The organism is Photobacterium angustum (assembly GCF_002954615.1).
GTDB classification, from domain to species: Bacteria; Pseudomonadota; Gammaproteobacteria; order Enterobacterales; family Vibrionaceae; genus Photobacterium; species Photobacterium angustum_A.
The window spans coordinates 674,358-688,877 of record NZ_MSCJ01000003.1 but is presented as its reverse complement, the minus strand read 5'-3'; the positions used below and the strand labels follow the sequence as shown (position 1 = coordinate 688,877).

Annotated in this window: 11 protein-coding genes; 8 read left to right on the top strand and 3 right to left on the bottom strand. The window is 37.9% G+C overall.

Annotated elements, in window-relative coordinates; genetic code table 11:
- The first annotated feature begins 2 nt into the window (after positions 1-2).
- Genes BTO08_RS17840 through BTO08_RS17815 form a run of 6 tightly spaced genes read left to right on the top strand, consistent with a single transcriptional unit; the run spans position 3 to position 8,050 of the window.
- The gene (locus BTO08_RS17840; protein WP_105061956.1) at positions 3-1,397 is read left to right on the top strand and encodes an HlyD family type I secretion periplasmic adaptor subunit; all 1,395 of its coding nucleotides are present in this window, start codon (positions 3-5) and stop codon (positions 1,395-1,397) included.
- Between the two features lie 4 nt (positions 1,398-1,401).
- On the top strand, positions 1,402-2,712 hold the full coding sequence (locus tag BTO08_RS17835) for a TolC family outer membrane protein (protein WP_105061955.1): 1,311 nt from the start codon (positions 1,402-1,404) through the stop codon (positions 2,710-2,712).
- 11 nt (positions 2,713-2,723) lie between these two features.
- Positions 2,724-3,314 (top strand): OmpA family protein, encoded by a 591-nt coding sequence (locus BTO08_RS17830; RefSeq protein ID WP_105061954.1) that lies wholly within the window; start codon positions 2,724-2,726, stop codon positions 3,312-3,314.
- Positions 3,315-3,329: 15 nt separating this feature from the next.
- The gene (locus BTO08_RS17825) at positions 3,330-3,983 is read left to right on the top strand and encodes a transglutaminase-like cysteine peptidase (protein ID WP_105061953.1); all 654 of its coding nucleotides are present in this window, start codon (positions 3,330-3,332) and stop codon (positions 3,981-3,983) included.
- 13 nt (positions 3,984-3,996) lie between these two features.
- Positions 3,997-5,925, top strand: a complete 1,929-nt coding sequence (locus BTO08_RS17820) for an EAL domain-containing protein (RefSeq protein WP_105061952.1) — start codon at positions 3,997-3,999, stop codon at positions 5,923-5,925.
- Position 5,926: 1 nt separating this feature from the next.
- Positions 5,927-8,050 carry a type I secretion system permease/ATPase gene (locus BTO08_RS17815; RefSeq protein ID WP_105061951.1) on the top strand — a complete coding sequence of 708 codons (2,124 nt, stop codon included), beginning with the start codon at positions 5,927-5,929 and terminating at the stop codon, positions 8,048-8,050.
- An 86-nt stretch (positions 8,051-8,136) separates the two neighbouring features.
- Here the strand turns inward: BTO08_RS17815 and BTO08_RS17810 are convergent, their stop codons facing one another.
- Positions 8,137-9,852: a choice-of-anchor I family protein gene (locus BTO08_RS17810; protein ID WP_105061950.1), complete on the bottom strand. Its 1,716-nt coding sequence runs from the start codon at positions 9,850-9,852 to the stop codon at positions 8,137-8,139.
- Between the two features lie 349 nt (positions 9,853-10,201).
- Here BTO08_RS17810 and BTO08_RS17805 point away from each other — a divergent pair, with 349 nt between their 5' ends.
- Complete coding sequence (locus BTO08_RS17805) at positions 10,202-10,897, top strand: MaoC family dehydratase (protein WP_105061949.1); 696 nt, start codon at positions 10,202-10,204, stop codon at positions 10,895-10,897.
- A 729-nt stretch (positions 10,898-11,626) separates the two neighbouring features.
- Positions 11,627-12,646 carry a lipoate--protein ligase gene (locus BTO08_RS17800; RefSeq protein WP_105061948.1) on the top strand — a complete coding sequence of 340 codons (1,020 nt, stop codon included), beginning with the start codon at positions 11,627-11,629 and terminating at the stop codon, positions 12,644-12,646.
- Positions 12,647-12,696: 50 nt separating this feature from the next.
- On the opposite strand, the gene BTO08_RS17795 is transcribed toward BTO08_RS17800, so the two are convergent.
- Both BTO08_RS17795 and BTO08_RS17790 read right to left on the bottom strand, forming a co-directional pair.
- A complete protein-coding gene (locus BTO08_RS17795; RefSeq protein WP_105061947.1) occupies positions 12,697-13,086 on the bottom strand; it encodes a hypothetical protein in 390 nt (129 codons plus the stop codon).
- Between the two features lie 170 nt (positions 13,087-13,256).
- Positions 13,257-14,183 carry a cation diffusion facilitator family transporter gene (locus BTO08_RS17790; RefSeq protein WP_105061946.1) on the bottom strand — a complete coding sequence of 309 codons (927 nt, stop codon included), beginning with the start codon at positions 14,181-14,183 and terminating at the stop codon, positions 13,257-13,259.
- Positions 14,184-14,520: the final 337 nt, after the last annotated feature.

The window sequence follows — 14,520 nt, the reverse complement described above, 5'->3', positions numbered from 1 at the left end:
TAATGAACAAAAAAAACGCTTCTATTTCAGCAGAAAATCTAGAGTTTGTGGATGATAAATCAGCAGCATTGTTGCTTAACACACCTAAAAGCGCTCGTGTTATTCTGTGGGTAATGATCTTATTCTTTATCACCGCTTTTATTTGGGCTTACTTTGCCAAGTTAGACAAAGTGACCTCCGGTAGCGGAAAAGTTATTCCTTCCTCTCAACTTCAAATCGTACAGAACCTTGAAGGCGGCATCGTCAAAAAAGTGCTAGTTAAAGAAGGTGAACAAGTAAAGAAAGGGCAAACCTTACTGTTAATTGACGACACACAGTTTAAATCCGATTTTAAAGAAAAGACTCAAAGCTTAGCTTCTATGCAAGCAGACTCTCAACGTTTAAATGCGTTACTTGCAAGTGTTACTGTAAGCAATAAAGCAGATAATACTCATTGGCGAAACAGTGTCACTATTGAACGTAAACCACCCGTTTTTGACGATGCATTTAAAAAAGCACATCCAGCATTAGTTCGCCGTCAGCTCAATCAATTTACAGACAAATTAAATAACCTACAAAACCAGCTTTCTGTTGCTTCTGAGCAAGCATCACAAAAAGAAAGAGAACTGGCTGAAACACAATCTCGAGTCAGCAACTTACGTAGCAGCTATGGTATTGCTGTAAAAGAATACAATATTACAAAACCATTAGCCGAGGAAGGTGTTGTACCACGAATAGAATTACTGAAGTTACAACGATCGCTAAACGATACTAAACGTGATTTAAACTCTGCCAAAATGCAAATTCCTGTTACGCAAGCAGCAATTCAAGAAGCTGGCTTTAAATACATCGATATTGCATTACAGTTCCGTTCAGATATTCAAGCACAACTAAATGAAACCAGTGACAAATTAGGGAGCTTAAGTGAAACCCAAATTGGTTTAGAAGATCGTGTTAAACGAACAACTGTGGTTTCACCTGTGACAGGTACAATCCAAAAAATTCATGTAAATACCGTAGGTGGTGTTATTCAACCGGGCATGCCATTAGTGGAGATAGTGCCAACGGAAGATACCTTACTCATAGAAGCTAAAATAGCACCGCAAGACATTGGTTTTTTACGCCCAGGTCTGCCAGCAATCATTAAATTTAGTGCTTATGATTTTACTAGCTATGGTGGTTTACATGGAACATTGGAAACAATCAGTGCAGATACAATCCAAGATAAAGAAGGCAACAGTTTCTATCAAGTCAGGATTCGTACTGATGCAAGTAGCTTAAAGGGACCTAATGGCGAAGCTCTACCTATTATACCGGGTATGACAGCCACCGTTGATATCATTACAGGAAAACGCTCTGTACTTGATTATCTTCTTAAACCAATACTCAAAGCGCAACATACTGCGTTAAGAGAATAATAAAATGACTATGAAATATAAATTAAAAAGAATTACCCTTCTCATCGGTCTTCAATGTATGGCTGCGCCTGTTATGGCGCAATCATTGGAACAAGCAGTAGCTGAAACGCTCTCAAGTAATCCAGAAATTAAAAGTGCTTACAATGAGTTCCAAAGTAAGCATGAGTTGATCAATGCTTCAAAAGGTGACTATCTACCGAGTGTCGATCTTGAAGCCGGTGTTGGCTATGACGATTACAAAGCTAAAAGTCCTTCTGGAGAATATGAGCCTCGTAGTGCGAAAATCAACATTCGACAGCTAATCTGGGATGGCTCGATTACCTACAACGATATTCAACGTAATAAGTCAGAAACAGAAGCAGAGCGTTATCAATTACTGTCTGATGCACAAGACAAAGCATTAAAGAGCACAGAAGCATATCTAAATGTGCTTCATGCTCAAGATGTGCTCGCTTTGTCAGAATCGAACCTAAAAGTTCATCAAAAAATGTATTCAGACATTAAAAAACGTGCCGATTCAGGTATTGGTTCAACAGCCGACTTAGCACAAGTTGAAGGCCGTTTAGCCAGTTCTAATACAAATCTACTGGCAGCACAAAGCAATTTACAAGATAAGATCACCCAGTTTGTACGTATCGTAGGTCAGTATCCTAAAGATCTTGTAAAGCCTGAAGTTGACGTGAATTATCTACCAAAATCATTAGATGATGCGTTAGAAAAAGCAAAGAAAAACAACCCTGTGGTACAAGTTGCATCGAATGACATTGACGCTGCTGAATATCAGTACAAGCAAGCAAAAGGTACGTTCTACCCATCGTTTAGTATAGAAGCATCGCAAGAATGGGGAGATGACTTAAATGGTTCTGAAGGTAAAACTGATGAGCTAAAAGCAATGCTAAAAATGCGCTATAACTTGTATAACGGTGGTAGTGATGTCGCAAAATCTCGCCGCGCTGCATACCAAATTAACAAATCTAAAGACATTCGTGATCGTGCTCACCACATGTTAGAAGAAGGTACTCGCCTATCTTGGAGCGCATTAGATTTAGCGAAAAAACAAAAACTGTTCTTGCAAGAGCACGTTGATGCCTCTGCACGTACCGTTATCGCATACGAAAAACAGTTTAAGATTGGTCAGCGTACATTACTTGATGTACTCAACACCGAAAACGAATTATTTGAAGCACGTAAAGCTTATTTAACTGCTGAATATGATGGTATTTTAGCAAAATACCGTGTTCTTAATGCAACCGGTCTAATCCTTGATGAGATGCGCGTTGAGATCCCAGAAACTTGGGCAAAGTCTGTTAAATAAGAGGATTAAAAATGAAATACGTAATCACGGTTTTACTGTCTTTTTCTTTGTTTGGTTGTTCACTCTCTGTACCGCAGCCTCCTATTGCAAAACAAACAAAAGATCTTTTTGACGCAGATAGCGATGGTGTGATCAATCAGCGTGACCGCTGTGCTGATACGCCAATAGATGCTGTTGTAGATAACGATGGCTGTCCTACATTTGTTAAAAATTCAGAAGAAAATAATATTCACGTATTATTTGCCAATGACTCTTCAGAAATCCCTGAAAGTTATATGGAAAACATTAGCAATATGAGCGAATTTTTAGCCAAATACCCAAAAACGCACATTGAACTAAAAGGGTATGCAAGTCCAGTCGGTAACGCCGCATACAATGTTGCGTTATCAAAGCGTCGCGCTGCAGCTATTCAACAAGCGCTGATTACTGAAGGGGTCGCACCTTCTCGCATTAAAACTATAGGTTTTGGTGATAGCGATCCTGTAAAAGCATCAGATGTTGAAGAAAGTAACGCACTTAGCCGTCGTGTTGTCGCTCAAGTTGTTGGATCTCAAGGTAACGTTGTGAAAGAATGGACAATCTATACTGTTCGTGAAAATTAATAAATAGAATCCACGTTGAAAAAAATAATCTTCTGGGCTCTGTGTTTAGTCGTGGCAGTGAATGTATTCGCTGCCACGAACAAGCAACAGATCGCAAAAATAGAACACTTTTACGGAGAAAGAGCTGGGAAACGAGCGACTGCGTGGCGAGCACTCATCCAAAATTCACAACACTTAACCGAACAGCAAAAACTTAAAGCTGTTAATAACTTTTTCAATCAATTTGTTTTCATCAGTGATGTGAAATTATGGGGTAAAGAAGATTACTGGGCTACACCTTATGAATTTGTAGGTGCAGGCGCAGGTGATTGTGAAGATTTTAGTATCGCCAAATACCAAGCATTACGAGAACTGGGCATACCAGATAAAAAGCTACGATTAATTTACGTAAAAGCTTTAGAACTGAATCAATTCCATATGGTTGTCGCTTACTACCCTACTCCCTCCTCTGTACCTCTAATTTTAGACAACTTAAAAAGTGAGATTTTACCTGCAACACAACGAAAAGATTTACTGCCTATTTACAGTTTTAATGGTAGCAAGTTGTGGCTAATGAAGAATAGAGGGCAAAGCCAAGTCGCAGGAAAAGCGTCACGTCTTAGCCTATGGAACGATCTCCGTGATCGTTCAAATAAAATAATACTACACCGCCCTAAAAATACTTATTAACGAGTGAACACCAATGACCCTTTACCGACAGCTTTTACTATGGATGCTGGTTGTATTTTTCGCATTTATCAGTGCGGTCTTTGCAATCCAATTCAGTACTACAAAAGACTATCTTGTTCACCAGCAATCAACAGAGCTAACTAATGCAATAAGCTCAGTTGGTTTTGCCCTGTCTCCTTACCTTGAAAATAAAGACATGGTTGCTGCAGAATCAGTGATAAGCGCAACGTTTGACTCAAGTTTTTACAGTGAAGTTAAACTTGAGCTATTAGATTCTGACAAGAAAATCATTCGTCAGTATCCTCAGACGGTTGCTGGTGTACCTAGTTGGTTCCAAAGCCTCATTAATATTGAACCGATAACGCAATCAACAACACTGGCAAGTGGTTGGATGCAACTTGCTAACCTTACCGTGACAAGTAGCCCAGCAACAGCTTATCAACAGCTGTGGAAAGCTACCGTGCAACTCATGCTAGGTTTCGTTGTATGTTCAATTTTAGGTGCAATCATTTTATCGCTTGTTCTAAATAAAGTATTACAACCTTTAAAGCAGATCCAAAATAGTGCAAAAGAGATGGCGTCACAGCATTTCACATCTTCTCTTCCAATGCCTCTCACTCGCGATCTAGCTGATGTGGTTACCGCTTTTAACTCAATGAACCAACAACTTCAAAGTCACTTTGAACAACAAGCACAAGTTGCAGATAACCTTCGTATTCGAGCTTATCAAGATCCCGTTTCAGGTTTAGCCAACCGCAGCTATCTAATCTCTAAAATTACCTCTTGGTTATCACGCAAACCTAGTGGCGGTATGGCATTGTTAAAAGCTGATGATATTGAAGATAGTTATAAACAGTCTGGTTATGAAGTGGGTGATCAGTTAGTACAAAAAATTGCATCTCGTTTGAAAGAGTTATCAAATGACGATGTAACCATTGCACGTCTGAACCAATCTGAGTTTGTCTTAATATCGCCTAAAGCAACCAAAGAAGAACTGATCGAATTTGGTCGAAAAATGCTTAACATGACTTCAGATCTTAATTCAGATCCATTGGGTATTGCACCGCTACATGCTGCCGTTGGTATTGTTGTCTGTTCTGAAAATGAAACTATTTCAAGCTTATTAGCAAGTGCCGATAATGCCTTAAATAAAGCACGCCAAGAGCCAAAAGAGCCCTTAGCTGTGATTGAATCTGATGAGAAGAAAGAAACAACATCATTAGGTAAGCAACAATGGAAAGCATTGGTTGATGAAGCTATCGCCAATAAGCTTATCCACTTCACGTTCCAAAAAGCGATCAATGTTGACAATAAAATACTGCATAAAGAAGCTTTCGCTTACATTCAAAAAGATAACCAGCGATTTAATGCTGGTCAGTTTTTATCAGCGATAGAGCAACTCAATGAAGGCGCTAATTTTGACCGCTACATCGTTGATGCTTTATTTAACGATATAGAGAAAAACCTAACTTCGGTGCCTCTTGCGATTAACATCACTCAAAGCAGTGTAAATGATACTGGCTTCATTCGTTGGTTAAACAGTAAATTGCAAGCAGCGCAACACATTAAAGATCGTGTGCTATTTGAGCTGCCTGAAATTTGTTTTATTAAACAAATAGATAATGCTTCTTTACTATGTGAAATTATTCACCAAAATGGTTTCCGCTTCGGCATTGACAATTACGGACATAGTTTTAGTTCAACAGGCTATTTAAATCGATTACGCCCAAACTACGTTAAACTAGACTTTGCCTATACCTCTCAACTCGATGACCAAATAAAAATGGATGTGCTTCAATCAATCACGAGTACAGCCAATAACCTTTCTGTTAACACAATTGCAACACGTGTTGAAACTGCAGAGCAGAAAGATAAGTTAGCTGCGATGGATATACTCGGTTTCCAAGGTTTTGTTACTGATCAATTGAATCACGAGAATTAAAATGAAAGATCCTTTACTTCAGTCACTCGTTTATATAAGCCGTTTTTATGGTCAGGCAAATTCACCAGACGCGCTTGTTGCAGATTTACCATTAAATGATGGTTTACTGTCTCCTTTTCTTCTTCCTCGTGCAGCAGATAAAGCAGGACTACAAGCCAAAGAAACAAAAATGGCATTGGAAAGTATTTCTTCTCTGCTCTTTCCTGTCATCGCTCTGCTTAAAGGTGGAGAAGCATGTGTTGTTTTAAGTATTGATAAAGAGAAAGGTGAAGCCGAAGTTGTACTGCCACAAAATGAAGGTAGTGAACAATGGATCAAATTGAATGAATTAAATGCGCAATACACTGGCCATTTATTTTTAATCAAAAAGCGCTTCCGCTACGATGAACGCTCTCCTGAAATTCTAAAAACGCGTGATGGTCACTGGTTTTGGAGTACGCTATGGGAATCTCGTAATATTTACCGCGATGTTTTGATAGCCTCAATTCTTATCAATATCTTTGCCATCGCCGCCCCCCTTTTCACTCGCTTAGTGTATGACAAAATTGTACCTAACCTGGCATTTGATTCATTATGGGTGTTAGCCATTGGTATTACGGTTATTTTTGTTTTCGATTTGATATTAAAACTGCTAAGAAGCTATTTTATTGATCTAGCGGGTAAAAAATCGGATCTATTAATATCAGCAAAAATATTTAGCCGTGTTATGGGTATTCGTATGGAAGCAAAACCTGCTTCTGTTGGTGCGTTTGCTCGCCATTTACAAGAATTTGAATCTATTCGGGAGTTCTTTACCTCGGCAACGGTATCTTCGTTGATCGATTTACCTTTTGCGTTACTGTTCTTGCTGATTATTTACATCATGGCTGGACCTCTAGCATTAGTGCCCTTGATTGCAGTACTAATTTTAGTGGCATATAGCTTCTTTATTCAACGACCACTTCGTAAGAGTATTGAAGAAGGCTCACGTCTTTCTTCACAAAAACATGCCAACCTTATCGAAAGCCTATCAGGTTTAGAGACGGTTAAAATGTTTGGCGCACAAAGCCAGTTCCAATACCGTTGGGAAGAAGCGGTAGCACATATGTCCAACTGGAGTTTGAAATCACGTCGTTTAACAGACTCTGTGCAAAATACCGCAGGTTTCTTACAACAGTTCGTTTCTGTCGCAATGATTGTGGTGGGTGTGTATTTAATTGCCAATGGCGAACTCACCATGGGGGGGTTGATTGCCTCAACCATGCTAAGTGGGCGTGCGGTTGGTCCAATGGTACAACTTGCCCTACTTTCTACCCGTTATAACCAAGCAAAATCAGCAATGACGGTCATTGAACAGTTGATGGCTATGCCATTAGAGCAAGAAGATGGTAAACGTTACATCCACCGCCCTGTTATTCGCGGAAAAATTGAATTTGATAATGTTTCCTTTGCTTACCCCAATGCGACACATGCTGCGCTAAAAAATATTAACCTCACCATTAATCCTGGTGAAAAAGTGGCAATTATTGGTCGTATAGGCTCAGGTAAAACAAGTTTAGAACGTTTGTTAATGGGGCTATATAGACCAACAGAAGGTTCAGTTTTAATTGATGATACTGATATTAATCAACTTCATCATATTGATATCCGCCGAAATATTGGCTGTGTTCCACAAGATATCACGTTATTCTTTGGCTCAATTCGTGACAATATTACATTAGGCCGTCCATTAGCCAGTGATAATGAAATATTGTTAGCAGCAGAGCGTGCTGGCGTGACAGCCTTTACCCAACACGACGCTGCAGGCTTAGAAAAACAAATTGGTGAAGGTGGTCATGCTATTTCTGGTGGTCAAAGACAAGCAATTGCAATTGCGCGTGCATTCTTATCTAACCCACCCGTTATGATTATGGATGAACCAACGAGTAGTATGGATAACCGCTCTGAAATGTATATAAAACGTCAACTTACTAATATGACACCTGAAGAGACATTGATTTTAATCACTCATAAAACCAGTATGCTTGATATTGTTGACCGACTTATTGTTATGGAGCAAGGACGAATTGTAGCCGATGGTCCCAAAGATACGGTTTTGAAGTCACTCCGTGAAGGTAATGTAAGCCAACCAAGAGCAGAGCAATAATAACCGTGATCTTATTTATTAAGTAATACATAAACGCCGATATCTTCATAGATTAAAAAGATATCGGCGTTTTTATTTGTGAACAATTACTTAGTTGAAATTTCCCATACCGCAATACTGCCAGAAATTTCATTGCCAATAATTACTAACGGTTTTTGAGTTGGACTATTTCTTGCTTCCACAAATGTCATTCCTTCAGGTGCTAAGTCACCCGTGATCGCTTCGCCTTCTACAACGCCACGATTAATAAAATAATCAACATAATGTGCTTTACGTGGCTCTGTAATATCATAAACAACTACCCCTCCCATACGCTCTAACCCAACAAAAGCATATGTTTTATCGCCTATTTTTCCGACAGTTAACGCTTCAGGTTCAGCACCTTTAGCGTCAGAACGCGCATCACCTGCATTTTCATCTTCATCATTATTGAATGCTTTACCGTGAATTTTAGCGGTTAGTTGTCCAATTTCATCGCCCGAATCAAAAATCATCTGGCCTTGACTATCTAAAATAGAAAAAGAACGTCCGCCAAAGGTATATAGTTCTTCATACTTACCATCGCCATCTTTATCACCTAACTGAGGATTAACTTTCAGGCGACCTATATCTGATTCATCATTTTTTAAATAATTAAAATTATCAGCAAGCATTAGTTTTTTTGCGCGAATATCATTAACAAAAGACACACAGCCCTTTTTCTTGTCAAAATCTACTCCGCCCTGTGCTTTGCATGATTCTTTATCTTTCGCATCAAAGAAGTATTCGCGACCATCACCTTCATTTGCAATAACGACATAGTTGTTTCCATCTACACTGTAACTTGCCAATGTGTCAGGCTGGTACATGCCATAAAGCCCCGAATAAGTCTTCATATTAATGCCGCCATCTTTATCAGATGCATCCATCTTATACTTAGACCAATCTTTGAAACCTAAGCCTTTTAAAGTGAGTTTATTTGTCGCTAAATCAACAATAGCGATACCATTATTTTCCTGCAACGACACATAAGCAGTTTTACTGTCTTTCGATATAGCGACATACTCAGGCTCAATGTCTTGGGCGACTGCTGTCGTAATTTTCAAGCCCTTAATGGTTTGACCGTTAGGATTAGAAAAAACCATCCCTTGTTTTTCTAATTCTATTTGTCTGTCATTAAAAGAAGTGAAATCGAGTAATTCTGCTTTATCAGCCACCTTGCCATTATTGATGCTAATAATACCAATAGAGCCTTCAGGATCTGTTAAGTAATCCCCTGATGGTTCACCTTCATTGGCGACGACAACTTTGGTTTCATCCGGTGTAAATGTCACCATATCCGGTAGATAACCCACTTCGACATTCTTAATAAATAGAGGTATGTCTTTACTAATGTCATAAAAAGCAATGACGCCTTTTTCACCTGTTTTATTAGCAGCCATAGCAACAGCAGCTAATCCTGACTTTTCAGCAATCGAAATACTATTGGCATTTCCTGCTGTATATTTATTTAAATTAATCGTGTAGGTCGATTTTAAATTACTGCCGTCTACCACACCCGCAGATGTTAATTTGAGATTAGTTAAGGGAGTATTAGCAATATCAACAATTTCTACCGTCGATGTCGTTCCTGAGCCATTAATAGCAAAGATTCGTTTTTTGTTATTCTGGTAAGCAACAATTTCAGCCGCACCTTCTGGCGATTCAGCATTAAGCAATGCACGTCCAATTAAATTTATATCAAGCGGGGTTTCAGCATGAGCACTATATATTGGTGAGCATAAAGTAGAAATCAGTAGCGTTGTTAATAATGGCTTATTCACAGTTAATCCTTAACATAGGTAAAAAACCGCTACACTTTGGCAAACAAAAATGAAGTTTTTACTACAGTGAAAGGATGTTTTTATGACAAAAAGTAGACATATAATATTTTCTAACATAATAGTCATACCACTAAGTCATTAATTTAGTGATAAAATTTTTGAGTATCATGTAACTTAAGACAAGAATTTACATTAATACATTGCGCTATTTCATTGATTTAACTAAAATCAACTCATCGGATGAGTCGTTTTATGCGACACGAAGCACGAAAAAGTTTGTGTGGATGTAATATCTCGCTAAAATACGTGCCCCCTACACAGTGGGTTATATCAACGAAGGTTATGCTCTATGAAAGAAAAAGTAGTCGATTTTATCAAACGTAAGCGTGAAGTCTTAGCGCATCACCAGTTTGAATTTAAAGACTGGCTATCTCCAACAATCCGAGATTACTGGGTTGAGTTCTTAAACAAAGCAAACAATAGCCACATAGCTTCATGGGTTAAAGATCATAGTTTGGTTTCTGTTGCCAATGGCAATGCAATGGAAGTAGAAAAGCCAGAACAGATTGAGATGCACCCTGAAGCTGAAAAGCTAATGAATACCTTAAATGAAACATTAGGTGAAGAAATTCATGTTGGGGAATGGCTAACTGTTGAACAATCACGCATTAATAGTTTTGCCGATGTTACTGACGATCACCAGTGGATCCATACTGATCCAGAGCGCGCACAAACAGAATCACCTTTTAAAACAACCATTGCTCATGGATTTTTAACGCTGTCATTATTATCGGTATTAACGGATAGTGTCGATCCTAATAATCAAAAGTTTCCTACAGCAAAAATGACCGTGAATTATGGATTAAACCAAGTGCGCTTTCCTTATCCTGTAAAATCAGGTGTAAATGTGCGTGCTCGTACTAAAATTCAATCCGTCACGCCAATTAAACGTGGCTTGGAAATTGTGCAAGAAATTACAGTAGAAATTGAAGGATGTCGACGTCCTGGTTGTGTTGCCGAATCAGTTGTCCGCCTCTATTTCTAACAAATAGCAGCATTAAGACACAAAGCCGAACATAATGTTCGGCTTTTTTGTATAGAAAATTAGCCGAGTAATAACGGTCATAATATGAGCTTCATAAGAAACCTAACTTTCCATTAATAACTCTTTATCGTAAATTTTTGCATGGTATGGTGAGAAGCTATCTCTACTATCGGTATATTAAAATGAAAAAGTGGTTTAAATTTCTCCCTCTTATTCTACTTGTGGGCTACTTCATCACTTATGATGTTGTTACACAGGTTGAAAGTACAACTCCCTCTGCACAAACTAGCCAGCAATAAATTTACATCACGATCAGAGGCATGGTTTCATGCCATGCACTCATTTCAACTTTTTAATTATTTGCTTTTCAGGCCAGTAATCTTTAACTACGCTTACAAGGATAGGTTAGAAAATTAACGCTTATGTTATCAACCTTACCTTTCAACAATGGCTATATATTCTGATAACCTGCAATGTTATCCTGATTCCAAGCAATAAAACGCATTAAAATTCTCTACAGAGAAACATAAACATCATTCCCAAATCATATATTCTTCCAGTTTATAATATATGATTTGGTTTTTTTTTAACTATTACTTTTGTTACATTTAGCGATTTAAGCCAAACTGTACCTTCCCGTATAATAGAAACAGAATCTTCCTCTGCTTTACCTCAATAACGTTAGCCTGTAAATTTACTATATTGTCTAGTCATTATCAGGTCTGTTAAATGTCCGTTACAACACGTGTTTTTATTTCTCAATCAACACAACCTTGGTTTAACCTTGCTGTTGAAGACGCTATTTTTCGAAATATGCCAGCCGATCAGCAGGTTCTTTTTTTATGGCGCAATGCGGATACAGTTGTAATTGGCCGAGCTCAAAACCCTTGGAAAGAATGTAACACAAGGAAAATGGATCAGGATGGGATCACCCTTGCTCGCCGTCAAAGTGGTGGCGGAGCCGTATTTCATGATTTGGGTAATACTAATTTCACTTTTATGGCTGGAAAACCCAAATATGATAAAAACATCTCAACAGAAATCGTATTATCAGCTTTAAAACAGCTTGGAATAGACGCAACAGCAACAGGTAGAAACGATCTTGTTGTATCAACAAGAGATGGTGATCGTAAGTTTTCAGGTTCTGCATATAGAGAAACAATGGATCGTGGGTTTCATCATGGCACTCTTCTTTTAAGTGCAGATCTGACACGTTTAGCTAATTACCTAAATCCAGATAAAAAGAAGCTTGAGGCTAAAGGGATCACATCCGTCAGATCCCGCGTTATCAACTTGAATGAACTACTTCCTGACATAGACCATGAAAGTGTATGTAAAGCAATTACAGCCTCTTTTTTTGCCCACTACGGTGAATATGTAGATATTGAATATATCTCGCCAGAAAGCCTGCCTGACTTACCTGGATTTACACAAAAATACCAGCAACAAGCGAGTTGGGACTGGAATTTTGGTAATACGCCGCAGTTTATGCATTCTCTTGATGAGCGTTTTTCTTGGGGAGGCGTAGAGCTTCATTTAGATGTTAAAAAAGGTCATATTATTTCTGTAAAAATGTTCACAGATAGCTTAGATCCAACACCTATTGAGCTAGTCGAAAAAACACTCTTTGGTCTTGAATATAATGCAGCCACTATAAGCAACGCTATATCAGAATTAACGGTAGAGCAGGATAAATATAAAAACGAGCTGTACGACATTAATTCATGGCTTAAAAAGGTTATTATCTAGTCATTAATAGCGGCTTTATTCTTTCATTCAATTAAGATATTTGCCGCTTATTAATTATCTTCCCAATTTACCACATGGCCTTGATCATATATTCCCTCACTATAAGCAGGTGTATAACTGATAAATATATTATTTCTATTAATCGGTAAATTTGAAGATATATTCGTCGCAATCAATTCCATTAAGAATTTAATATTGTCATGTGAATAATAATTAGGCGCTATTAACTCAATCAAAACAGGATGACTTCCCTGTTGTTGCTTATCAACTACAGCACCATGATGGACATAATGCTCATAACTCAACCACTCCCAAGTGATCATTATATGTTCACGATCTATTTGGCACTGAAGCGCTATTATCTCTGACAAAGATTTTAACGCACTGTCTATTTCAATTTGTGGATCAAATGGTAATGCTTTTATCGATATTAAAGGCATAACGTCACCAATAAATCTCAGCTAAATTACGATTACTATAGTCTTTATACTTCTCTCTGGTTTGTAACTAGTGCCAAAATCTTGCTAATAATACATCTGGTAAAAAATAAAGAAGTAATGTTCTACAACATCACCTCTTTATTTGTTTTAAATTTATCTTTTAAAATTAACTAGTTATCGTTATCACAGTTATCGCAGCAAGGATTCAATACCCTTTCTTTGCAATTAAATGGTTCAATGTGAATGATGATATCAACCACTTCATCTAACACTTCAAGTAAGTGCGTTTTAAAATTTTCTGCAATCGTATGCGCTTTGTCTACACTCATTTCAGGATCGACAAGTAAATGAAAATCTAACAAAATTGTACTACCAGTACGACGACTACGAATGGCATGCACTTCTTTGATATCCTTGTCTTCTGCTGCATACGCTTGAATTTTACTTTCAATTTCAGCGTCAGCTTTCGCTTCAGTAATTTCAAGTACCGCAGGCCATAAAATTTCAACCGCCGCTTTTAAAATCATAGCCGTAACAATTAATGCGGCAATTTGATCTAAATAATGCAGTTCAGGTACAAAATAATTAGCAATAACAGCAATAGCGACAGGAAGAGAGCTAAGTGCATCAGAACGGTGATGCCATGCATTGGCATGTAATGCTCGACTGTTAATTTCTTTTGCTTTAACTGCGGTCCAGCGATACAAGACTTCTTTGACAACAATCGAGATAACTGCGACTGCAAAGGCCAACATACCTGGTTGACTGTGTGATTGCTCACTAATAGACGTCAGTGATTCCCAGCCTATACCAATACCAACAAGCGCGAGCAATATACCAATAAAGATATTAGTTAACGTTTCAAAGCGCCCATGCCCATAAGGGTGTTCTTTATCAGCAGGCGCCGTCCAATAACGAGAGCCAATAAGTATTGCAGTATCGGTTACTAAATCAGAAAAACTATGTACACCATCGGCAATAAGTGCCTGACTTCCCGTCATTTTACCAATAGTAATTTTGATAAATGCGAGGCTAATATTGGCGATTGAGCCTATCCATGTAACTTTTTGTATAACTTTTACTGCTGTTTTAGACATAATTAACCAATTAAGTAACTATTATAAACCAACACATAATAGCGAATTTCGATCATGAATGAGACAAGTTTTCTCAAATCATATCAAGTTAAACGCTAAATTGGTCACCCACCTTGATCCAGGGAATAATAACTATTAGACATAAAAATAAATACAATGAGATACTACCTGACAATAAATGCCTTTAAAGCATTATACTGCCGTTATACTAAATTAACAAAATAATACATGTAACAGACCTCATAATAATAAAACCCTGAACACCCCCTTATTGAAAATACCAAATACATATATAGAGCCAAATAGCAATTTATTTATAATGCCTTTTTGAAATATA